This is a genomic window from Flavobacterium subsaxonicum WB 4.1-42 = DSM 21790 (assembly GCF_000422725.1).
Lineage (GTDB): Bacteria > Bacteroidota > Bacteroidia > Flavobacteriales > Flavobacteriaceae > Flavobacterium > Flavobacterium subsaxonicum.
Map to the genome: position 1 here is coordinate 387,337 of NZ_AUGP01000017.1, position 21,876 is coordinate 409,212.

Below are 21,876 nucleotides of genomic sequence, written 5' to 3' on the forward strand. Positions count from 1 at the left end.
AAAATATATTTCTTAAAAGTGGTAATGTTTATTAGGTTAGTCCGATAAACTTTACCACTTTTGCGTTTTATTAACAATTTCTTAATATGCTTTAAAACTCCCCCAATTGAAGAAACTTTTTACCCTTTCGGCAATCGCCCTTTTTGCACTTGCATCATGTTCAGATGATAATGTAACACCTATGGCAGTTAACGATAACAGCAATGTGCTGGTAAAAAAAATTATAATTACTGATGCCGAAGGCACTCATAATTACCAGTTAAATTACGATGGCAACCACCTGGTTGATATTCGTACTCCGGGAGGAACACATGAAACTATAGTATATACCGGACACTTAATTTCTGAGTGGCAGAGTTTTGGCAAGCAAGGAGTTATATTATATAAAAAATACTTCGAGTATTCGGCTGATAAATTAGTTAGATATATTGTACTAAATTATGAGTCAGGGCAGTTTCAAAAATATAATTACACCAATAATACAGACGGATCTATATCATACGCTTTGTATTCGGGTGCAACAGAAACTACAATAAACAATTTTGTACATGATGGAAAAATATATTCCGATAAAATCGAAATAAATATTCCTGCAAACGGTACAACGGCTGCGCATATAGCCACCCGTTTGTTTACATACGACGGCAAAAACAACCCATTTAAAAATGTTACCAGTTTCGATAAAATTTATTTTGCAACAAACGCTACTGCAATAACATCATCAGAAAATTTTGTGTCAGAAACACTTACTTCTTTCGGCCAAACGCAAAACATCAGGTCGGCATCTTATGTTTACAATGCTGCTAATTTTCCCGAAACTGCTATTGTTACAGAAATAAGCAGCGGCAACCAAACTACTACAAACTATTTATACAATTAATTAACATACCCCAAAATCCCACGAATGAAGAAAATTTTTACCCTTGCGGCAATCGCCTTGTTTACACTTGCATCATGTTCTGATGATGATGCTACATCAACAACTACCAACCCTGAAGAGTCTCTTGTTTTCGTTAAAAAAACCATTGAGACGGATTCTTTTGATGGAAGTGTTATTACAACAACATATACTTATACCGGCAACAAGCTTGTTTCTGCAGAATCATCTGATGGAACTACCGAAGTGAGGTCTTATGACAACAACAATCACTTGGTAGCTATTGAGTATAATGACGAAGGTTATATCAAGAAAGAAGAATTTGTATATAATTCAGCCGGACAACTAATAACGTATTACTGGAAAATTATGTATGAAGATTATGCCGAAAAAACCACGTTTACTTACAATGCAAATGGCACCATAAGCACTCTTGAAACATGGGGCGATTTAACGTCTCAAACAGACGTAGATGGCACCGGCCTTATAACGTTATCAAACGGTAATATTATACAACATGCTTTTACATCTTCATACGGAACGGAAGTAAACAACTTTACCTATGATGACAAAAATAACCCATTTAGAAATGTTCTTGGGCAAGATGCTATAAACCTGACAATACCCGAAGACGGCGTTAATAACATTCTAACATCTGTCGATGAAGGTAATAATAATTTTACAAATACGTATACCTACAATTCTAACAACTACCCTACAGTAAATGTTCTTTCTTTTGATGATGACAGTACAAAAACCACCCAATACTTTTACGAATAATCTATAACCAATTTTACTCTATCCATGAAAAAACTTTTTACCCTTGCGGCTATCGCCCTTTTTACAATGACATCATGTTCTGATGATGATGCAACATCTACAACGCCGGATACCACTACAGATGGGCCTCTTGTAACGTCGTTTATCGAAACTATGGATGGCGTTCCAAACACTTACACAGTTACTTACGATGGCAACAAAGTAATAAAAATCCAAGATCAGCAAGGTTATGTTAGTAATTTAACATATACCAACAACCAGTTAGTAAAAGAAGAAGATTACTATGATGGCGAATTTAGCGAGTACAACCACTACAGCTACAGCACTGATGGTAAGCTTGCACAGGTAGTTAACGGACAGTTGTACGATGATACTACATGGGATGTTACAAAAACTACTTATACCTACAATAGCAATGGTACTGTAAGCACTTTAGTTTACACCGGAGACGAAACTGCACAGACTACGCTTAAAGGCGCAGGCACTGTTACCTACACTAATGGTAACCTTACCGGCTATTCTTTTTTACCGGCCGGATCTACAACACCGGTTGTTAAAACACTTACTTACAGCGATAAGAACGATGCATTTAAAAATGTATTTGGTAACGAATTCACAAGCCTTGCTTACCTTGAAGGCGGACCAAACACAATGTTATCTATAAACGATGGAGATAGCGGTTACAGTGCTACTTATACTTACCAGTATAATGCAGACAACTACCCTGTTTCAGAAGTTGAAAACTGGGATGGCGATATAATTACCACTCAGTATTTTTACAACAACTAACTACTGCAATAGCAAATACTACAAAGCCCTTCTGTAACCGGAAGGGCTTTTATTTTTTATCGATTTGTTTACTTATTTTTGCTTAAAATAATCGCTATGCAATTTACCACCCCTGTAACGGTTGCCGAAGGCAGTATTACCATAGATTACAATTCGCGCATTGTGTCATTGGGTTCTTGCTTTGCGGTAAACATAGGCCAGAAGTTCGATTATTTTAAATTGCACAATACCACCAACCCTTTTGGCATACTATTTCACCCGCTGGCGTTAGAAAAATTTACAGGCTTTGCCTTAAACCAAAAAACGTTTACTGAGGCTGATATCTTTTTCAATATAGACCGCTGGCATTGCTTTGATGCACATTCCGACCTGAGTGCTGCCACTGCCCACGAACTGCTTGCCAACCTCAACAATGCAACCACTTCGGCGCATGCCGAAATTAAAAACGCTACCCACCTTATTATTACTTTGGGTACGGCCTGGGTGTACCGCGAAACAGCGTCGGGCAACCTGGTGGCCAATTGCCATAAAGTACCCCAAAAACAGTTTACAAAAGAGCTGCTATCGGTTACAGCCATAGCGCAAAGCCTTCAGAATATAATCGACATGGTTAAAAAGGCCAACCCGGCCGTGCATATTATATTCACCGTATCGCCCGTGCGACACATTAAAGATGGCTTTACTCAAAACCTGTTGAGCAAAAGCAACCTGATTAGTGCCTTACTGACAACTGTAAACCGCCAACTGTCAACCTGCTCCTACTTTCCTTCTTACGAAATTATGATGGACGAGCTGCGCGATTACCGTTTTTATGCGCAGGATATGCTACACCCCAGCCAAACGGCTGTAGACTACATCTGGCAACGCTTTACCGATGCATGGATTGGCCCCGAAGCACAGCAAACCATGAAACTGGCCGACACCATACAAAAAGGCCTGCAGCACCGCTCTTTTAACCCAGAATCTATACAGCACCGTGATTTTATGGCTAAGCTTGCCGATAAAGTTACGGCTTTGCAAAAACAGCATCCGCACATTACTTTTTAAGCCAATTATAACACAGCTTTCGGCAAAATCTTCTTACATTTAAAATAAAAATGGTTAAAAAGATAGCAATTGGTATTGTGGTAGTTGTAGCAATTTACCTGGCTTTTAGGTATTGCGAATTTAAGGAAGACGACGGCCGCACTACTATTGAAGAGACTGCCCTTATACAACAGCAAATACTTAACGTAGGCAAACTGGTTGTTACCGAAGGCCATTTTAGCGAAGTGCTTACCTATAAAGACCAGCAGAAGTACTTACTGAATATGGTTTCTTTCGAGAAAAAAGCCCTTGTGGTGGTTAATGCCGATGTTACGGTGTCGTACGACCTAAGGCAGATTCAGTATGATATTGATGAGACTACTAAAACCATTACCATAAAAAACATTCCTAAAGAAGAGATTAAAATAAACCCCGACCTTAAGTTTTATGATGTGCAGCAAAATGGTTTTAACGAATTTAGCGGAGAAGATTATAACAAGATAAACAAAACCGTTAGGGCTAACCTGGCAAAAAAAATAGAAAAATCTACCCTAAAAACCAACGCCCAAAACCGTTTGCTTAGCGAGTTATCTAAAATACTGATACTTACCAACACCATGGGCTGGAAACTACAGTATAATGGCGAAACGGTAAACGAAAAATCTATAGACGTTTTACTATAAAATATTCAGTCCATAAAAAAGGGCACCAATGGCGCCCCAATCTTAGTTTACGCTTTCTTTTTCAAATATAAGTTCGAGGCCGCCCTCTATAAGGTGGGCAATTTTAGGCCTTGTTATTTTTAATGCATCAAGATGCGCAATTACATCCTGCAACAGGTTATTATTATTTTGCTGGTGCAGCAGTTCGGCAATTTCTACCGATAGCAGCCAGTCGTTAGGGTGCTCCTGTTTAAGCAGGGCAAAGGTTTCGGCAATGCTCAGGTTGCTCTCTTTACCTTCCCTGATATTTCTAATATTTTGATACAGTCTCTCAAGGGCTTCTCTCTCGGCAGATTTTACAGCCTTAATGGTTTTGCTCGATGGTACATGGTTAACCAGGTCGAAGCTGGTAACATCGGCCGGGCCGGAAAAAGCAGAAACCACTTTTTTGCCCACAGCCATATCATAAATACCCCACTCCGGCATAAACAGCACGGTATCGTTATGGGTAACAGTACAATTTTTAAAGCTGATGATGATTATCTTGCCCTGAAGGTTACGCGTACCGGTAATAATTTCTCCGCTTACGGTAATATCGCCCTCAAACTCCAGCGTTACGCGTAGCCCCTCGTAAATATCGTAGGCTTTTAGGTCGCGCGGACTCATATCTTCAATTGCCAGATTAATGCCTTTAAGCTTGCCTACTGGGCTTCCAAAACCTTCGGCATGGTAGGAGGTGTCATGGCCAACAAGTTCTTTCTCACGGTACGATAATGCTGTTTTACCCGTGGTTTGCAGGTATACGGGTTTGCCGCCTTCTTCTATAACATTGGTAAATACACCGCTAATTTGTATGCCGGTGCTTAACTCTACAGTACCCAGTGCGTTAGATTGTATAAGTTTCTCAACACCAGATAATCCTCCGGTACGCAGTGCCATTTTATTGGCAAACTCTTCCAGCACCAGGCTTAGGTGGGCAAAATCGGGCGTTACAAAAAGCTGTGGCTGTAACTTAGTAATATCAAAACTCTGGTAAGCCGCATTAATATCATACGGCAGTTTCTTAACATTATCGGTCATGCACCAGGCGCTCTCGCCAATAGACGATAGCAGCCCTGCGCCATATATTTTAGGGTTATCGATCTCGCCGATAAGGCCATACTCCACGGTCCACCAGTGCAGGTTACGTATAAGTGCCATTTCCGATGGTTCGGATGTATCGTTCTGTAAATCTTCCACGCGCTTTTCAATCGCATCAATATCGGCCTGTGGTGTGCCCTCGGCTTCTTTTAAGATGGATAGCAAACGTATAGCCTCATAAATCTCATAATCTTTAGCCGACGATATAGCCTTGCAGCCAATCTCGCCAAAACGCCTAAGGTATTCGGCATATTCCGGATTGGCAATAATAGGGGCATGCCCGGCACCTTCGTGAATAATATCCGGCGCAGGTGTATATTCTATATGCTCAAGCTGACGGATGTCTGACGCTATTACAAGCACATTGTATGCCTGAAACTCCATAAACGCATTAGGCGGTATAAAACCATCTACGGCAACGGCAGCCCAGCCAATTTCTTCCAAAATGCGGTTCATACCATACATGCTGGGTATGTTCTCTACTTCTATACCGGTTTTTTTAAGTCCGTCCAGATAAGAGTTGTGCGCCACCCTGCTTAGGTAGTCTACATTTTTACGCATAACATAGCGCCATACCGCCTGGTTTATAGGGGTATAATCGGTATAATCCTGCGGTTTAATAAACTGCCTTAAATGGTTGGGCAACCGGTCTATAAGCGGGTTGCTTTCAAAAGATGCACTCATATATTGCGTGTTAGTAACCCCGTAAAATTACGAAATTCTCATACATTATTAATAAAACGTAAAGTTTATATTTTAATTTTTGATGTAGTAAAGTTTCTATTACAAAATACTTAAAATAAGAAAAGCCACGCAAAATGCGTGGCTCCTCCATGACAATAGTAATAATATAAATAAGCTAAAATAACCAACCAACAGTAACCTTACTTACTATGAAAACTAAATTTATTAATGTTCTACAAATCAAATTTTATCACAAATCTTAACCATTAACAAACCTCTTATGTTATTACTACTGTAAAAGTACAACTGTAATTACACCCAAATTTAAAATTGCGGCGTATGGCACTTTTTAACAGGTAAACCGTACATACGCCAATATACCCCAACAAAAAAAGCCCCACAGTGTGAGGCTCTTATAATAATCTAAGATTATTTGCTTTCTTTTTGCGGAGGGAACTCTGCAATTATTTTGGCAACAAACTCGTTTATGCGGTCTTGTTTTTTATTGCGGTCCTGCGTTAAAACGCCCGATCCTACACCTTGCCAAACCAGTTCTTTTTTAGTGGCATCTATAAGGTCTATGTACAGCGTACCCTCGGTAGATGTGCTAACCGATGTATAGTTACCACCCCAGCCCCACGGGCCTCCCCAGCCCCAGCCGGGTCCCCAGCCGCCGTAGCCAAAGCCCATGCCATAACCGCCGCCCCAATTGTTTACATTAACATCTTTGGTGGCTTTGGTAAAAATATTTACAAGCACATCGGGCTTATCGCTTTTGGTAAAGCCTTTCTTTTGCAATTCGGCATCAATGGCACGAAATATCCTTTTTTTATCAAGGTCTGATATCTCTGCCTTATCTACACCATCTTTAAGGTAACCGTAGGTTTTAAAGCGGGTAAAATCTACCGAATCATCATAATCCGACGCTACCCTTACCGATGAGCACGACGCTGCAACGGCAGTAATAAATAACAATGAGAGCAATTTTATTGTCTTCATAATTTTAAATAGAATTAGTTGTTCATAGCAATACCATCATCCCTTCGCATACAACCACTCTTTTTGAGCTATTAATCCAGCAATGCATCGTCTACCCTGTTAGGCAGGGTAACCTTTAAGAGCGGCTCTTTTTCCATGGCCCTCTTTATAGCAAAAACGGCCTCTTCGTTCCTGGCCCAGCTTCGCCTTGCAATACCGTTGTTCACATCCCAGAAAAGCATTGATTCTAAACGCCTTGACGCATCTGTAGAACCATCAAGAACCATACCAAAGCCACCGTTAATTACCTCGCCCCAGCCTACGCCGCCGCCATTGTGTATGCTTACCCAGGTAGCACCCCTAAAGCTATCGCCAATAACATTTTGTATGGCCATATCGGCGGTAAAGCGCGAGCCATCGTAAATATTAGACGTTTCACGGTATGGCGAATCGGTGCCGCTTACATCGTGGTGGTCGCGGCCTAAAATTACAAGGCCAATTTCGCCATTGGCAATAGCCTTATTAAAGGCACGGGCAATATTTATGCGGCCTTCGGCATCGGCATATAAAATACGTGCCTGAGAGCCCACCACAAGCTTGTTTTGCTGTGCCCCTTTAATCCATTTTATATTGTCCTGCATTTGCTGCTTAATCTCATCTGGTGCAGTGGTAGCCATTTCTTCTAACACGGCTGCTGCAATAGCATCGGTCTTAGCCAGGTCTTCGGGCTTGCCCGAAGCACACACCCACCTAAACGGCCCAAAACCATAATCAAAGCACATAGGGCCCATAATATCCTGTACGTAGCTTGGGTACTTAAAGTTAATACCGTCGGCTGCCATAATATCGGCGCCTGCGCGCGATGCCTCAAGTAAAAAGGCATTACCATAATCAAAAAAGTAGGTGCCTTTTGCCGTGTGTTTATTAATGGCATCGGCCTGCCTGCGCAGCGACTCCTGCACCTTATCTTTAAAAGCGGCAGGGTCTTCGGCCATAAGCCTGTTTGATTCTTCCAAACTCAATCCGGCAGGATAGTAACCACCTGCCCACGGGTTGTGTAACGACGTTTGGTCGCTGCCCAGGTCGATGTATATATTGGCTTCGTCAAATTTTTCCCAAACCTCTACCACGTTGCCCTGGTATGCTATCGAAACAACTTCTTTGTTGGCTTTCGCTAATTTTACGCGCTCTACAAGCGCATCGGCATTGGTAATAACCTCGTCTACCCAGCCCTGGCTGTGGCGCGTGTTTACCGCTTTAGGGTTAACCTCTGCACAAACTGTAATACAGCCTGCAATGTTACCGGCTTTGGGCTGTGCGCCGCTCATACCACCAAGACCCGATGTTACAAACACTTTACCCTCCAGGCCTTCGCCATTTTTGGCAATTTTACGTCCGCCATTCAACACCGTAATGGTAGTGCCGTGCACAATGCCCTGCGGGCCAATGTACATATAGCTACCGGCGGTCATTTGGCCGTATTGCGATACGCCCAGCGCATTAAATTTCTCCCAGTCGTCGGGTTTTGAATAATTAGGAATAACCATACCATTAGTTACCACTACCCTTGGCGCCTCCTTATGCGACGGAAACAGCCCCATAGGGTGCCCGCTGTACATAGCAAGGGTTTGCTCTTCGGTCATTTCGCTAAGGTATTTCATGGTAAGCCTGTACTGTGCCCAGTTGCTAAACACCGCGCCGTTACCACCATAGGTAATAAGTTCGTGCGGGTGTTGTGCCACGGCATAATCCAGGTTATTTTGTATCATGAGCATAATGGCCTTAGCCTGCTCGCACCTGCCCGGATATTCGTCTATAGGGCGGGCATACATTTTGTAGTCAGGGCGAAGGCGGTACATATAAATACGCCCGTAGGTTTCCAGCTCTTCGGCAAATTCTTTAATAAGTTCAGCGTGATGCTGCGGCTCAAAATAGCGCAGTGCATTGCGCAGGGCCAGTTTTTTCTCGTCGGCACTAAGTATCTCTTTACGCTTAGGCGCGTGGTTTATAGCAGGGTCATACGGTTTTGGCTGTGGCAAAACTGCCGGTATGCCCTCTTGTATTTGTTCGTGAAAAGTCATATTTATTGGTTGCTGGTTGTTGGTTGTTGGTTGTTGGCGCTTCTAAAAACCGACAACCAGCAACCAACAACTATTTCTTTAAATTTCCTGTTTTTTTATCATAGCCGTACGGGCAGTGTCGGCAGCCGCTTTTGCAGCAGTAGCCCCTTTTTAAATGAAATTTTTCGGTAAAGACCTTATACCCTTCCGGGGATAGGTAATAATCTTCGCCTTCTATTAATTTATTTCCCGAAATTTGGTCGCTCATACGCACAAATTTAGCAACTTTACATATAATGATAGTCATTACCTCTAAATATTTAATACCACAGGGTTATACCGCAATAGCGCTGTACCCTTTTATTATTGTGAGGGATGCCCGGCTCGCCAACAATGCCGTACTGCTAAACCATGAGCGTATACATTTGCGGCAGCAGTTAGAAATGCTAATAATTCCCTTCTACATCTGGTATATTGTAGAATATTATATCAGGCTGCTGAAATACCGTAATGGCAGACTGGCGTACCGAAACATTAGCTTTGAGCGCGAAGCTTATACTAACGAAACCGACTTTACCTACCTAAAACGCAGGCCGTTCTGGAGGTTTTTAAACTACCTGCACCAAAAAGATTAGCGACTTAACACACTGGCAATTAATTTAGTAATTTTGTTTTAACAAACCATAAAACAAAATACTATGTTCGTAAATCCATGGGCGTATTTAGTGTCCACCCTTATTGTTTTGCCGGTAGGCTTTATCTGGTACAACCCAAAAGTTTTTGGCACCATCTGGATGCGCGAAGCCGGCGTAAATGCCGATGCCGCCAAAAGTGCCAATATGTTTAAGATATTTGGCCTTACCATCCTGTTTTCTGCTATGGCTACCATGATGCTGCAAGGTATTGTGGTACATCAGTTTGGTGCCCTGAGCATGATTGGCGGTATGCCATTTGCAGATACCGCAAAACCATCGTACGCGGCTTTTATGGCCGATTATGGCGCTACCTTCAGAACGTTTAAGCACGGTATGCTGCACGGCGCCATGACCGGCCTGTTCCTGGCACTTCCCATTATTGGCACCAACAGCCTTTTTGAGAATAAAAGCTGGAAATACATCTGGATAAACGTTGGCTATTTTATAATATGCTTTACACTACAGGGCGGTGTGCTTTCTGCCTGGGAAAATTAATACCTTTGCAATCTCCCTACGGGGAGATTTTTTTATGGCACAGCAAACCTCCCTTAGCATTTATAGCAACCCAGCAGATCTGCCCCACAGTTGGGATGCCCTTGCGCAAAGCAATATATTTTTATCGCGGGCGTACCTCGCAGTGTTGCAAAATGCTGCACCGCCCAATATGGAGTGCCATTTTATTGGGTTGTTTAAAAACAACACCCTTTGCGGTATTGCCCTTGCACAGTACATAGACTTAAGCCGGGTAAATACTTTTGTAGAAGAGAAACAATCGTTTTGTATAAAGGACTACCTGTTTAAGAGGTTTACATCGCACACGCTGGTTATTGGCAACAATACCCTTACGGGACAAAATGCCTACCTGTTTAATGATTCCATTACCGAAACCGAAGGTCTCCAACTATTGAAGCGCGCTATTTCCGAATTAAAAAAGCAGTATAAAAACAAGGGCATTGGCATTAACCTGCTGGCAATAAAAGATTTTAACACCGCCGAACTCCCCAACTTTAAAGCTGCCGGTTTTAAAGGTTATTATACGTTTTGCACGCAGCCTAACATGATTTTTACCATAAGGGATAATTGGGTTAGCATTGACGATTACGTGGCCGCTCTTTCTACCAAATACCGCACGCAATACAACCGCGCCCGCAAAAAAGCCGATGGTATTGAGAAGAGAAAGTTATCTAAAACAGATATAAAGCAACACGAAGGCCGTATCCATCAATTATATTTAACCGTGGCAGGCAATGCATCGTTCAATACGTTTCATTTGCCCGAAAATCATTTCGAAGTATTTAAACAGCAGCTGGGCGACAACTTTTTGTTTTACGGCTATTTTTTAAATGATAACCTTATTGGCTTTAATACCCTGATAAAAAACGGGCATGATATGGATACCTATTTTTTAGGGTATGATGCATCCCTCCAAAAAGAAAAAATGTTGTACTTAAATATGCTGTATGATATGGTAAGCTACGCTATAAAAAAGAAGTTTAAGCACATCATCTTCGCCCGTTCGGCTATGGAAATTAAAAGCTCGGTTGGTGCTGTAGCCGAAGAAGTTTACGGTATTATTAAACACACCAACCCGCTAATTAATTTGTTTACGGGCAGGTTTTTTACCTATTTTGACCCTGTTATAGCCTGGAAACCCCGCAGCCCTTTTAAGTAAGGCCTTTGGGTACGGCTACACGCATTTGCTTAGGCAATATCATAATTTCAAGACGGTCTTCTTCGCCACAAAATTCACCATCTATCTGAAAGCTTACCGGAACGCTTGTTGTAATCAGAGCAGCATCGGTACTAATTATCTCAATAGCATCGGTATCTTCCAGCGGCATATTGCCGGCCATTATTTTGCCCACCAAAAGCAGGTCGAGGTTTTTAAGTATCACAATTTCAAACTTGCCATCGTCCATAATACCGATAGGGTTTATGGTTACGCCGGTACCGTATTTTTGGGTGTTGGCAATTACTATCATCCTGGCCTCTGTTTGTAACGTTTTATCATTCGCCACGATTGTCGCCTGAAAAGGCTCCTTCATGTCGGTTAACGTATTTATAGCCTGTAGGGCGTAGCCAAGCTTGCCGCGTATAGTTCCGCCCTCGTAGTTCTTAATAAGGTCGGCATTGGCGCCAATATCGCTTAAATGCAGGCTCTTCTTACCATTAATGCACACCATATCCATCTCTATATAATCGTTATGGAAGGCAATCTGCAAATTCTCCTGCAAATCATTCGGCAGCTGCAAATCTACCGATAGCCCGTTAGCCGACCCGGCAGGCAGCACCCCAATAATAACATCGTGGTGCTCTACAGCTTCGGCGGCAATCTTAATGGTGCCATCTCCCCCGGCCACAAGCATACGTTCGGGTTTGTGTTGGTTATAAAGTTCCCTTATTTTGGTTTCGTCATCTTCGCCTGTAGTTTCGTATTCTATAAGCTCAATATTCTCATTCTTAGCAAACTCCTTAGTGGCCGCAACCAGTTCGGCCTTATCGTTTCCGCCTGCAATAGGGTTAATTATTAGCAAAAATTTCTTTTTGGCCTCCATTCTTCCTTTTTTTTGAATAAATTTAGGTAAAATAGAATGTGTACTCTCTTATTAAACCTATAAATTTTCATGAAGCCTATTTTAAAATTATACCGCGGATATGCCAACGACCAGGAATTTATAGTTTTCGGTCATGTTTTTAAGCAAAGTACAGCAGGCAATTACGAGTTCGAGAAAAAACGCTTTAAAAATGCCCGCTCCGTTTTACGGATGTTCTTAATAAAAACCATACCCAATGCCGATGTTTACCTGGAGCACAACGGCACCCGGATACACACAAAATCGCTTGATGACGGTTACTTTAAATTTTGCATCCCCTTAAAAGACAAGCTCGATTTTGGCTGGGGCGATTATTACGTGAGTACCTTTTATAATGGCGAAGAAATAAGAGAGAAAGGCACCTACATACATCCGCACGAAGGCAACTTAGGATTTATAAGCGATATAGATGATACGTTTTTGGTTTCGCATACGCGGAATTTCTTCAAAAAAATATACATCCTGCTTTGGAAGAACATCAATAACCGAAAGATATTTGAAGGCGTTGTACCCCACTATCAGGCACTAAGCACGGCAGGGCGGAATAAGAAAGACGAGATGAATGCTTTTTTTTACGTATCGAGCAGTGAGTGGAACCTGTACAAGTTTATTGTAAAGTTTACCGAAAAGCACGACCTGCCGCGTGCCGTACTGCTGCTAAAAGATATTAAAACCAGCCTGATGGACTTTCTGGTTACGGGCCGTGGCAACCATAACCACAAATTCGACAAAATAAAACACATACTGGAGTTTTACCCCCACCTGCAATATACCCTTTTAGGAGATGACTCGCAACACGACCCATTTTTGTATGAAGATGTGTGCAAGATATTTCCGCTAACCGTAAAAGCCGTGTATATAAGGCAAACGGGATCGGCTAAAAAAGAAAAGGCCAACGCTGCCATTAAAAATATTGAATCTATGGGGGTAGCTGCCTGCTATTTTAAAGACAGCGCCGATGCCATTGAGCACTCCAAACGTATAGGGCTGATATTGTAACTTTAAGTTTATCTTAAGTATAAGTAAGTTTTAATTGGTTAATTTTATTAGGACAAAACACAATGATAATCTTACAGTTATGAAAAAACTTATAATGATGTCAGGCTTAGCCGTACTGCTGATGGCTTCCTGCAAAGACAACGAAAAACCATTACCACCACCTCCGCCACCGGTAGAAAACCCGGCACCACCCGTAACTCCGGAGCCACAAACACCCGTTAACCCGGTTAAAACAACCACCACTACAAGGAGTGTTGAAGAAGAAAACCCTGATGGAACATCGGTAAGTATAAACGGCGATGGTGTGAGCTTTAAAAACAAAAATGGCGAAAAACAGAATGATGTTACTGTTTCTAAAAAGAAAACAGAACTTACCATCAAGACCAATTAATAAGAAAGCCCCTTTTAGGGGCTTTTCTGTTATTTATCGTTGTCTATTTCTTCCTGAACCTTCTCCCACTCCACCATTTGATTGTCCAGTTCTTTTTTCTTTTTTTCGTAAGCTGCAAAAAAAGAAGCGTCGCCGGTTAGCTTTTCAGGGTGCTCGGCAAGTACACGGTCGTCTTTCTGAATTTCTCTTTCCAGTTCCTTTATCAGGCTTTCAATCTTACTCAGTTTATTCTGTAGGGTTTTGCCTTTCTTCTGGTCCTGGTACGATACCTGTTTGTTTTCTTTAGGATTGTCTTTAACAACATCGCGTTTTTCAACCTCACGCATGTTCTGCATGTTGCGCTGCTCAAGGTAAAAGTTAATATCGCCCAAATACTCGCGTATTTTGTGGTCTTTAAATTCGTATACAATGTTAGACATACCCTGAAGGAAATCCCTGTCGTGAGATACCAACAACAACGTACCCTCATATTTTTGAAGCGCCGCCTTTAAAACGTTCTTAGATTTAATATCTAAGTGGTTGGTAGGCTCATCCATTACAAGCACGTTAATAGGCTGTAATAAAAGTTTACAAAGGGCAAGGCGGTTACGCTCTCCACCCGATAGTACTTTTACTTTTTTCTCTACATCGTCTCCCCTAAACAGGAAAGACCCCAGCATATCGCGCACTTTACTACGGTTGGTATCGGTAGCGGCATCTTCCATCGTTTGCAAAAGGGTAATTTCGCCATCCAGATGCTCTGCCTGGTTCTGTGCAAAATACCCCAACTGTACGTTGTGCCCCAGTTTAATGCTGCCAGTATAATCGATATCTTTAGTAATGGCCTTCATAAATGTAGACTTACCCTGGCCATTCTGACCCACAAATGCTACTTTACTGCCGCGTTCTATCAATAAATCAATATCTTTTAAAATCAGCTTTTCGCCATATTTTTTAGTCACTTCTTCGGCTTCAATAACCACACGGCCCGGAGTCATAGAAACGGGGAACGAAATATTCATAACAGAGTTATCATCTTCGTCCACCTCAATACGCTCAACCTTGTCCAGTTTTTTCATCAGCGATTGCGCCATAGATGCCTTACTGGCCTTAGCCCTGAATTTTTCTATAAGCTTCTCTGTATGCTCAATGCTTTTTTGCTGGTTTTTCTGGGTAGCCAATTGCTTCTCCCTTATTTCGCCACGGAGCTCTAAATACTCGCTGTACGATTTACTAAAATCGTAGATTTTACCTAACGAGATTTCAATAGTACGGTTAGTAACGTTATCCAAAAACATTTTATCGTGTGATACAATTACCACAACGCCAGGATATGTTTTTAAGAACGATTCCAGCCAGATAATACTCTCAATATCCAGGTGGTTGGTTGGCTCATCCAGTAATAATATATCGTTAGACTGTAGCAATAGCTTAGCCAGTTCGATACGCATACGCCATCCACCCGAAAAAGTATCGGTTAGCTGGTCAAAATCTTCACGTTTAAAACCAAGCCCAAGTAATATCCTTTCGGTATCGCCCTGGTAGTTATACCCACCTAATATTTCGTAATGATGGCTGTACTCGCTTAGGTCTTCAATTAATTTAGAATAAGAATCGCTTTCATAATCAGTACGTGTAACCAATTGGTGGTTGATCTCTTCGATCTTGGCCTCAGCCTTTTTAATCTCCACAAAAGCCTGGTATGCTTCGTCGAGCACGGTACGGCCCGGAATAAAATCTATATCCTGCCTTAAAAAGCCCATCCTTACCTCTTTCTCCGTTGCTATTACACCTGTATCAGGCGGAATGTCTCCGGAAAGTATCTTTAGCATGGTCGATTTTCCTGCACCATTTTTACCTACAAGGCCCACCCTGTCGCCAGCGCCAAGCCTAAAAGTAACTTCTTCAAATAAATATGTACCTCCAAAGGATACCGACAAATTATGTATGTTAAGCATTATTCTATTATCTTATTTTAGTCGTAAATTTGTGAGAACACAAATTTTTTGCAAATGTTAAAAAAAGGATCCAAACTATATAGCATTTTAACAGGAACCTGTCCGCGCTGCCACCAGGAAAGCATGTATTTGGATCAAAATCCGTACAATCTTGGCAATGTATACAAAATGCACGAAAAATGCAGCCACTGCGGCTTGCATTATAAAATAGAACCATCGTTTTTTTATGGCGCCATGTATGTTAGCTACGGCCTTGGTGTAGCCTTAAGCGTTGCCGCTTTTATAGTTTCGTTTGTGTTTATTGGTGCGAGCCTAAAAACATCGTTTATAGCAATTATCGCTACGCTAATACTGCTTATGCCGTTAGACATGCGAATATCCAGAAACATCTGGATAAACTTTTTTGTATCGTACCGTAAAGACTGGAAAGACATTCCTAAACCTTAAAGCGGGCAAGGCTAATTTCGCGCCTTACGGGCGTACCTGTTGCTATAGAGTCGTACAACTCTTTAGCCATTGCAGGCCCCAGCATAACACCCCGCGTACCTAAACCATTGAGCAAATGTACGTTTTTATATTTTGGGTGGGTACCTATAAGGCATTTTCTGTCTTTTGTAGTGGGCCTAATACCTGCTAAATGGTTAACAACTTCGTAGTTGCAGGTAATAAGTTCGTTAAGTTTTTCTAAAAGTTCCTGCTTACCGGCATCGGTTGTAGCAGGTGTTTTATCATACCACTCGTAAGTAGCGCCAACTTTATACAAATCATTACCCAATGGCAGCATAAATACCCCACCGTTTACAGCTATGTCTAAGTTAAGATCAGGAGCTTTAATAATCAGCAATTCCCCTTTAGTTCCATCCAGCGGCAAATATTTAAAATAAGGATTGGAATGTATGCCGAAACCTTCCGCAAAAACAATATGCTTGGCTTTGATGCCTTTATAAGATATAGAATCATCTTCTACCACAAGATCATCATAAACAAAAGTCTCCTGCAATAAATTACCCTGATTTTTTAATGATGAGTGATATCCGTCCAGTAAAACATTGGTATCTACATAACCCGTATGCAATACCTGTCCAAACCCAAAAGGAGACGGCAAATATTGATATTTGGTATGAATTACTTTAGGAAGCAAAAATGGCTCTAAAGCAGGTTTATCTGCGGCTTCAAACCACATATTTTGCTCTTCGATACTGGCAAATTTGCGATAAACCGGAAGATCGAAATCAAATTTAATATCAAGGCGATCCTCAATAGTTTTATAGAATGGCTTCATATATTCTAAATGAACTTTAGAATCCTGGGGCAAGCTAAACCGCTTAAGTATAACCGGATTATACAAACCCGCAGCCACTACGCTTGAGTTTTGCGAAGCATCTGATAGTAAAACAAAACTTTTGTTGTTTAAAAAGGCCGTCTCGGCAAAGCAAATACCTGCAAGGCCACCTCCAACAATAATAAAATCTTTCATGGGTATAAAAATAAAAAACTCTTACCACAAGGGTAAGAGTTTTTAGTATTTTGGAACAAAATGCTAGTAATTCCACATATCCTGCTCAAAGTTACGTATCTTATCTTTGATACGTTCTGCCTCAAGAAGTTGTAATTGCGAATTTTCTTTCATGTATTGCTCTATAAGCCTGTCGCCATAAACGTTCTCTTCTTTTACAATAGTGCTGCTAAAGCGCCTTGAGTTAAGAAGGTGATCGAATGTAATTGGCACTGCAGAGTTACGTTCGTTAAATGATTTAGCAGTATGCAAAATCTCACGGGCTGCCGGGTAAAATACCCAGAACAATTCGATTGGATCTGCATCCGGACCCGACCTTAACAATGTAAGTGCATCTACAGCCATTGGGCAAATACCCAAAATTCTGTATTTTAGCTCACCTTGTCTTTTGTCAAAGTACCATGTACCAACTATTTTATATTTGGTAACATCCTGTGCAGAAACCTGAGAAGTTGAATAGTGCTCTTCGGTTAAGATACCAGCAGATTTTAATGAAGCCTCATCTTTACCTGGGTTCTGGTTCATAACTTCACGTCCAAAATCATTAAGCTCTTTAAAGAAAAATACACTTTGTATATCTTCGCCGGTCTTTTTTGTTGTGAAATAAGAATCATCATAAACTTCTGTAAGTTTACCATCTTTAATCGAAGATATTAAAACACTGAATAGTGACCTTCTATCGTCGCCCAGATTTTCTTCAACAGGAAAATACATTGGGAAATTAATACGCTGGTCAAGGTCAATTACTTCCCAAACTTTTTTAGAAAATAACACGTCTCTGTCTCCAACATAACCATAAGGCAAAGGCTTATCGTGATCCAATGAATCCTGCGCTGCGGTTTTCTTACCTATCTCATCCGGTGTTTTAGCATTCAGAAGGTTAGACTGTGCAAAAGCAGTAGTCATACCCGTGAAAAACAAAGCCGCTATTATAAAATTTCTACTATTCATTATCTTAATTTTAAACTGTAAAAGAAAAACGTTCTTTTAAATAAATTATTGTACTTCCCAAGCGAAAGAACTAGACCTTGGTGGTTTGTAACCGCCAGCGCCTACAAGATCAAATTCAACATTGTTAATAGTAACAACATCTCCCCTTCTAGTTTTAGCAATTGCAGCTAAAGCTTTAGAGTCAAACCTGTTTCCGTTTACAATCATAGCTGGGCTACCCGGAACATAAACCTCGAAAGATTTAACTGACGTTTGAACGTCAAACACGAAATCAGGGAAAGCAATAGCGATTGTTGATGAAGAAAGGTCATTCTTGTTACCTTTACCAGAACCAGCTTTACCTCTTAATGAAGGTACCGGAGCAGGGATAGGACGTACATTAAATGTTTTCTTAGAAGTAACAGATTTACCATCACTCATTTTACCTGTAACGTTAACTACAGCAGTAGTACCAGAAGCACTAGACACATTCCAGTTGTACTGGCCTGGTTTAGATCCTTTACGGAAGCTACCACCAGAAGCATTTGCAGTTACAGCGTTATCAGATATACCTGCAAACGAAATTGTCATTGGGTTATCAACACCACGGTATACAGAGTTCATTTTATCAGCAGAGATTGTAGCTTCGTTAGGACGAGGAACTACAACATATTTACCTTCAAATTTTAATGGAATAGTTTTACCATCTTCAAGGAATGTAAATTCACCGTTGATGTTTTGCTCACCAATTCCTCCTGCAGTCATGTTAATAATTGCTTGGCCGTTTTCAAGTTTACCAGGACCTTTAAATGATGTAGGCTTAGTATCAGGGTCATATCGACCAAGTACTACCTTACCAGTAACCTGCTCACCTTGAAAGTAAGCATTTTTGTCAAGCACTACTATTGCAGTATATTTTGACATTGACGCAGTAGATATCGCAGCATTTCCTAATGCAGCATTATATACGTTAGTTTCAATAACATTAGCACTGTTTTGTAGAGCAGAAAGCTTTGTTAACGATGCAATAGAAGGGAATCCTTTGTAGTGATAATCAAGATATTTTTTAGTAACACCTTCACCATCTTTAACATCGGCAGTTGAAAATTTACTATCAACCTCACTTATAATAGATTTGTACTTTGGATTATTACCTACCGCAGTTTTAATATCGCTTTTATACTTTTCGATAGTAGCGATAATCTCATTACCTTTTGCAGAATATCCGTCGCCTGCAAACCAGCCTTCATCTATTTTGTCTCCTTTGTCCATAGCCTCATAAGGCAATTTTCCTTCTTCTCTTTCAATATCTTTAGTGATATCACCTTTTAAAGACTCAATGTAAGCTGTAAAACCCGCTGTTGTTGCTTTAACCTTATCGGCTATTACTTTAGCAGCAGCAAACTCTCCGCCCGACTCACCTGCTTTTGCAGCAAGCCCGTCGTATAAAGTTTTGTTGCTAACAGTAGCATTTTTATTAGACTCTTCAAATTGTTCGTTCATTAGTCCAAAAGCGGATAAAACCTCTTTAGACATATTTAGCGCCAACATAGCGATGAAAACCAGATACATCAGGTTAATCATCTTTTGCCTGGGGGTTAATTTTCCTCCTGCCATTTCTAATTAGTATTGTTGTTTTGTTAAAAAATATGTTTTAATTACTAATTAGCTATAATTAGGCTCTGTTTCCCATTGCAGATAGCATACCACCGTAAACATTGTTTAAAGAAGCAATGTTTTTAGTCATAGCAGTCATCTCAGCTTGTAGCTTAGTTGCATTTTCTGCAATAACCCTGTTAGCTTCAGCGTTACGAGACGCACTATCCAATTGTACTTTGTAAAGGCTGTTTAATGACTCCATTTGTGCTGCAGCCATAGACATCTCTTCGCTGTATTTTTTCTGAGAAGAAATAGAATCTACAGTAGGAGCAATTCCTTTTGCAGCAGATTCGAAATTTTTGATGCTGTTACCAAGGCTTGACATAAGTTCGCCGTCGATTTTAGCTTCTTTTAGTAAAGTGTCAAGTTTTTGAGAAAGTAATCCCTGAGCTTCAGTAGGGTTTTCTTTTTTAACGTCTTTTTTCTTAGCTTCTCCACCAGCTAATTCAGGATAAACCAATGACCAGTCAAGTTCTTTGTCTACTGGTTCGAAAGCAGAAATCGCGAAAATGAAAGCTTCTGTACCTAAACCAATAATTAGCATCGCGCTCGCTCCTGGCCAGTGCATTAATTTAAAAAGAGCTCCGATAATAACTACTGCCGCACCCATACCGTAGGTGAAATTCATAACTTTTTTAGGTAGTGCCATAATAAAAATAATTTAGTTTTTAGTTAAGTTAATTAATTTAAATATTCAAAAAAAAATTCGAGTTGGTTCAATAAATTTTTAGTTTCCGTTTCCGGTATTCTGAGTACCCATGTAATCCTGAACTGTCCTGAAACCTATGTAGCTTCTTGCAGAGTCACGATACTCCCAATCCCTGGTGCTTGTTTGTAAAAAGTATGCAACATCTTTCCACGAGCCACCACGAATTACTTTACGGTTGTTAGCCCTGTCAGTCACGTTAGGGTTCATTGTAGAAACATATTCGTATGAGTTTGCATCATAAGAAGAATCTGTCCACTCTGCAACGTTACCAGACATATTAAACAAGTTGTAATCGTTAGGGTCAAATGAGTCTGCTTCTACAGTGTATAGAGCACCATCGGCAGCATAATCTCCCCTGTTTGGTTTAAAGTTAGCAAGGAAACAACCCCTGTCGTTCTTAGCATACGGGCCACCCCAAGGGAATGTACCTGATTGTATACCACCACGTGCAGCATATTCCCACTCTGCCTCAGTCGGCAAACGGAAAGAGTTTACCTGCTCTCTTTTCTTATCTTTCTGATACCCATTTTTGTATAATGTTCTCCACGCACAAAATGCTTTTGCCTGACCCCAGCTTACACCCACTACAGGATATAAACCGTAAGCTTCGTGCCAAAAGTAATCGTTATGCATAGGCTCATTGTATGAGTAAGAAAAGTCTTTTATCCACACTGTAGTATCAGGATACACCTGTACTTTTTCAGAAATCAGGTATTTACTCCTTTTTTCCCTTGTGTTTTTAGATTTATCTTTAGCTGCAGATTGTATATCCATCCATTTGTAACCAAATACAAGTTTAGAAACATCAATAGTTCTTAAACCATTGTATGATTCAGACTCAGGAAGATACATAGAATCCATAACCTCTACATAAAACTCATCCGGATACTTTTGCGGATCTTTGATAAGCTTTGCTTTATGATTAAGTTTTCTACCGGCATATATATCATCACCGTCGCCAAGGCTCCAGTAATTTTCATACATATAAGTATCATAAGGAGATTTCTCCTCAGTTTCCTGATCTTTAAAAGCATAGTCGCCTATACCACCGCTTCCCGGTGTTTGCCCCTGCTCATCCGCAAGGATAGCAAGCCTTGTTCTAATAGTAGAGTCCTTAACCCATTCTACAAACTGGCGATATTCAGTGTTTGTAATCTCCGTCTCGTCCATGTAAAATGAACGTACCGTTACCGTCTTTGTAGGAGCATCCTGAACATTAGCCAAATCATCGTCAGACTTACCCATAATGTAAGCGCCGCCAGGAACTAAAGTCATACCATAAGGCTTTTCAGGCCTCCACTTTTTTCCTTTAACACCTACCAGTTCTCCTCTGTCACTAGAGCCACAGCTGATTAGTAATGATAAAGTTGCTGTTAATGCAATGAACTTCTTCATAAATTTGGGTTATTAATGTAATTCTATTTTAAGGGCGTAAACCTATTTATTTATT

22 protein-coding genes are annotated in these 21,876 nt (G+C 40.8%); 11 read left to right on the forward strand and 11 right to left on the reverse strand.

The window, feature by feature from the left end:
- The first annotated feature begins 106 nt into the window (after positions 1 to 106).
- The 5 genes from G509_RS0104615 (at position 107) to G509_RS0104635 (ending at position 4,155) form a co-directional block, all read left to right on the forward strand.
- Positions 107 to 880 carry a hypothetical protein gene (locus tag G509_RS0104615; RefSeq protein WP_026990451.1) on the forward strand — a complete coding sequence of 258 codons (774 nt, stop codon included), beginning with the start codon at positions 107 to 109 and terminating at the stop codon, positions 878 to 880.
- A gap of 24 nt (positions 881 to 904) precedes the next feature.
- A complete protein-coding gene (locus G509_RS0104620; protein WP_026990452.1) occupies positions 905 to 1,657 on the forward strand; it encodes a hypothetical protein in 753 nt (250 codons plus the stop codon).
- Positions 1,658 to 1,681: 24 nt separating this feature from the next.
- Complete coding sequence (locus G509_RS0104625; RefSeq protein ID WP_026990453.1) at positions 1,682 to 2,446, forward strand: hypothetical protein; 765 nt, start codon at positions 1,682 to 1,684, stop codon at positions 2,444 to 2,446.
- Between the two features lie 96 nt (positions 2,447 to 2,542).
- Positions 2,543 to 3,493 (forward strand): GSCFA domain-containing protein, encoded by a 951-nt coding sequence (locus tag G509_RS0104630; protein WP_026990454.1) that lies wholly within the window; start codon positions 2,543 to 2,545, stop codon positions 3,491 to 3,493.
- A gap of 50 nt (positions 3,494 to 3,543) precedes the next feature.
- Positions 3,544 to 4,155 carry a DUF4230 domain-containing protein gene (locus G509_RS0104635; protein ID WP_026990455.1) on the forward strand — a complete coding sequence of 204 codons (612 nt, stop codon included), beginning with the start codon at positions 3,544 to 3,546 and terminating at the stop codon, positions 4,153 to 4,155.
- A 42-nt stretch (positions 4,156 to 4,197) separates the two neighbouring features.
- Here G509_RS0104635 and G509_RS0104640 read toward each other — a convergent pair whose 3' ends face one another.
- The 4 genes from G509_RS0104640 to G509_RS23520 form a co-directional block, all read right to left on the reverse strand.
- On the reverse strand, positions 4,198 to 5,958 hold the full coding sequence (locus tag G509_RS0104640; RefSeq protein ID WP_026990456.1) for an aromatic amino acid hydroxylase: 1,761 nt from the start codon (positions 5,956 to 5,958) through the stop codon (positions 4,198 to 4,200).
- 429 nt (positions 5,959 to 6,387) lie between these two features.
- A complete protein-coding gene (locus tag G509_RS0104645; protein ID WP_026990457.1) occupies positions 6,388 to 6,957 on the reverse strand; it encodes a DUF4136 domain-containing protein in 570 nt (189 codons plus the stop codon).
- Between the two features lie 71 nt (positions 6,958 to 7,028).
- Entirely contained in the window at positions 7,029 to 9,017 is a 1,989-nt protein-coding gene (locus G509_RS0104650; protein ID WP_026990458.1) for a urocanate hydratase, read from the reverse strand.
- A gap of 70 nt (positions 9,018 to 9,087) precedes the next feature.
- Positions 9,088 to 9,264 carry a C1orf53 family protein gene (locus G509_RS23520; RefSeq protein WP_161627165.1) on the reverse strand — a complete coding sequence of 59 codons (177 nt, stop codon included), beginning with the start codon at positions 9,262 to 9,264 and terminating at the stop codon, positions 9,088 to 9,090.
- 28 nt (positions 9,265 to 9,292) lie between these two features.
- Here G509_RS23520 and G509_RS0104660 point away from each other — a divergent pair, with 28 nt between their 5' ends.
- The 3 genes from G509_RS0104660 (at position 9,293) to G509_RS0104670 (ending at position 11,363) form a co-directional block, all read left to right on the forward strand.
- On the forward strand, positions 9,293 to 9,631 hold the full coding sequence (locus G509_RS0104660) for a hypothetical protein (protein ID WP_026990459.1): 339 nt from the start codon (positions 9,293 to 9,295) through the stop codon (positions 9,629 to 9,631).
- A gap of 63 nt (positions 9,632 to 9,694) precedes the next feature.
- Positions 9,695 to 10,186 (forward strand): DUF1761 domain-containing protein, encoded by a 492-nt coding sequence (locus G509_RS0104665; RefSeq protein WP_026990460.1) that lies wholly within the window; start codon positions 9,695 to 9,697, stop codon positions 10,184 to 10,186.
- Positions 10,187 to 10,220: 34 nt separating this feature from the next.
- Positions 10,221 to 11,363 carry a peptidogalycan biosysnthesis protein gene (locus G509_RS0104670; protein WP_026990461.1) on the forward strand — a complete coding sequence of 381 codons (1,143 nt, stop codon included), beginning with the start codon at positions 10,221 to 10,223 and terminating at the stop codon, positions 11,361 to 11,363.
- Here G509_RS0104670 and G509_RS0104675 read toward each other — a convergent pair.
- On the reverse strand, positions 11,356 to 12,246 hold the full coding sequence (locus G509_RS0104675; RefSeq protein WP_026990462.1) for a diacylglycerol/lipid kinase family protein: 891 nt from the start codon (positions 12,244 to 12,246) through the stop codon (positions 11,356 to 11,358). The two genes, G509_RS0104670 and G509_RS0104675, sit on opposite strands and share 8 nt — an antisense overlap.
- A 69-nt stretch (positions 12,247 to 12,315) precedes the next feature.
- On the opposite strand from G509_RS0104675, the gene G509_RS0104680 reads away from it, so the two are divergent.
- Both G509_RS0104680 and G509_RS0104685 read left to right on the forward strand, forming a co-directional pair.
- Positions 12,316 to 13,284 carry an App1 family protein phosphatidate phosphatase gene (locus G509_RS0104680; RefSeq protein ID WP_026990463.1) on the forward strand — a complete coding sequence of 323 codons (969 nt, stop codon included), beginning with the start codon at positions 12,316 to 12,318 and terminating at the stop codon, positions 13,282 to 13,284.
- A 79-nt stretch (positions 13,285 to 13,363) separates the two neighbouring features.
- Entirely contained in the window at positions 13,364 to 13,675 is a 312-nt protein-coding gene (locus tag G509_RS0104685) for a hypothetical protein (RefSeq protein ID WP_026990464.1), read from the forward strand.
- A gap of 29 nt (positions 13,676 to 13,704) precedes the next feature.
- Here G509_RS0104685 and G509_RS0104690 read toward each other — a convergent pair whose 3' ends face one another.
- Entirely contained in the window at positions 13,705 to 15,612 is a 1,908-nt protein-coding gene (locus tag G509_RS0104690; protein ID WP_026990465.1) for an ABC-F family ATP-binding cassette domain-containing protein, read from the reverse strand.
- 54 nt (positions 15,613 to 15,666) lie between these two features.
- Between G509_RS0104690 and G509_RS0104695 the strand changes: the two genes are divergently transcribed.
- A complete protein-coding gene (locus G509_RS0104695) occupies positions 15,667 to 16,059 on the forward strand; it encodes a DUF983 domain-containing protein (RefSeq protein WP_035738488.1) in 393 nt (130 codons plus the stop codon).
- On the opposite strand, the gene G509_RS0104700 is transcribed toward G509_RS0104695, so the two are convergent.
- From G509_RS0104700 to porK, 5 genes are all read right to left on the reverse strand, one after another.
- The gene (locus G509_RS0104700; protein ID WP_026990467.1) at positions 16,049 to 17,089 is read right to left on the reverse strand and encodes an NAD(P)/FAD-dependent oxidoreductase; all 1,041 of its coding nucleotides are present in this window, start codon (positions 17,087 to 17,089) and stop codon (positions 16,049 to 16,051) included. The genes G509_RS0104695 and G509_RS0104700 overlap by 11 nt on opposite strands.
- Before the next feature lie 63 nt (positions 17,090 to 17,152).
- Positions 17,153 to 18,079: a type IX secretion system ring subunit PorN/GldN gene (gene porN, locus G509_RS0104705; protein WP_026990468.1), complete on the reverse strand. Its 927-nt coding sequence runs from the start codon at positions 18,077 to 18,079 to the stop codon at positions 17,153 to 17,155.
- A 45-nt stretch (positions 18,080 to 18,124) separates the two neighbouring features.
- Positions 18,125 to 19,675: a type IX secretion system motor protein PorM/GldM gene (gene porM, locus G509_RS0104710; protein WP_026990469.1), complete on the reverse strand. Its 1,551-nt coding sequence runs from the start codon at positions 19,673 to 19,675 to the stop codon at positions 18,125 to 18,127.
- Between the two features lie 58 nt (positions 19,676 to 19,733).
- On the reverse strand, positions 19,734 to 20,369 hold the full coding sequence (porL, locus tag G509_RS0104715; RefSeq protein ID WP_161627167.1) for a type IX secretion system motor protein PorL/GldL: 636 nt from the start codon (positions 20,367 to 20,369) through the stop codon (positions 19,734 to 19,736).
- A 75-nt stretch (positions 20,370 to 20,444) separates the two neighbouring features.
- Positions 20,445 to 21,821: a T9SS ring complex lipoprotein PorK/GldK gene (porK, locus tag G509_RS0104720; RefSeq protein WP_026990471.1), complete on the reverse strand. Its 1,377-nt coding sequence runs from the start codon at positions 21,819 to 21,821 to the stop codon at positions 20,445 to 20,447.
- Positions 21,822 to 21,876 lie beyond the last annotated feature (55 nt).

Excerpts from the sequence above, each read along its gene's own strand:
- G509_RS0104620 (WP_026990452.1), top strand. The coding sequence starts at position 905 with ATGAAGAAAATTTTTACCCTTGCGGCAATCGCCTTGTTTACACTTGCA.
- G509_RS0104625 (WP_026990453.1), top strand. The coding sequence starts at position 1,682 with ATGAAAAAACTTTTTACCCTTGCGGCTATCGCCCTTTTTACAATGACA.
- G509_RS0104630 (WP_026990454.1), top strand. The coding sequence starts at position 2,543 with ATGCAATTTACCACCCCTGTAACGGTTGCCGAAGGCAGTATTACCATA.
- G509_RS0104635 (WP_026990455.1), top strand. The coding sequence starts at position 3,544 with ATGGTTAAAAAGATAGCAATTGGTATTGTGGTAGTTGTAGCAATTTAC.
- G509_RS0104640 (WP_026990456.1), bottom strand. The coding sequence starts at position 5,958 with ATGAGTGCATCTTTTGAAAGCAACCCGCTTATAGACCGGTTGCCCAAC.
- G509_RS0104645 (WP_026990457.1), bottom strand. The coding sequence starts at position 6,957 with ATGAAGACAATAAAATTGCTCTCATTGTTATTTATTACTGCCGTTGCA.
- G509_RS0104650 (WP_026990458.1), bottom strand. The coding sequence starts at position 9,017 with ATGACTTTTCACGAACAAATACAAGAGGGCATACCGGCAGTTTTGCCA.
- G509_RS23520 (WP_161627165.1), bottom strand. The coding sequence starts at position 9,264 with ATGAGCGACCAAATTTCGGGAAATAAATTAATAGAAGGCGAAGATTAT.
- G509_RS0104660 (WP_026990459.1), top strand. The coding sequence starts at position 9,293 with ATGATAGTCATTACCTCTAAATATTTAATACCACAGGGTTATACCGCA.
- G509_RS0104665 (WP_026990460.1), top strand. The coding sequence starts at position 9,695 with ATGTTCGTAAATCCATGGGCGTATTTAGTGTCCACCCTTATTGTTTTG.
- G509_RS0104670 (WP_026990461.1), top strand. The coding sequence starts at position 10,221 with ATGGCACAGCAAACCTCCCTTAGCATTTATAGCAACCCAGCAGATCTG.
- G509_RS0104675 (WP_026990462.1), bottom strand. The coding sequence starts at position 12,246 with ATGGAGGCCAAAAAGAAATTTTTGCTAATAATTAACCCTATTGCAGGC.
- G509_RS0104680 (WP_026990463.1), top strand. The coding sequence starts at position 12,316 with ATGAAGCCTATTTTAAAATTATACCGCGGATATGCCAACGACCAGGAA.
- G509_RS0104685 (WP_026990464.1), top strand. The coding sequence starts at position 13,364 with ATGAAAAAACTTATAATGATGTCAGGCTTAGCCGTACTGCTGATGGCT.
- G509_RS0104690 (WP_026990465.1), bottom strand. The coding sequence starts at position 15,612 with ATGCTTAACATACATAATTTGTCGGTATCCTTTGGAGGTACATATTTA.
- G509_RS0104695 (WP_035738488.1), top strand. The coding sequence starts at position 15,667 with ATGTTAAAAAAAGGATCCAAACTATATAGCATTTTAACAGGAACCTGT.
- G509_RS0104700 (WP_026990467.1), bottom strand. The coding sequence starts at position 17,089 with ATGAAAGATTTTATTATTGTTGGAGGTGGCCTTGCAGGTATTTGCTTT.
- porN (WP_026990468.1), bottom strand. The coding sequence starts at position 18,079 with ATGAATAGTAGAAATTTTATAATAGCGGCTTTGTTTTTCACGGGTATG.
- porM (WP_026990469.1), bottom strand. The coding sequence starts at position 19,675 with ATGGCAGGAGGAAAATTAACCCCCAGGCAAAAGATGATTAACCTGATG.
- porK (WP_026990471.1), bottom strand. The coding sequence starts at position 21,821 with ATGAAGAAGTTCATTGCATTAACAGCAACTTTATCATTACTAATCAGC.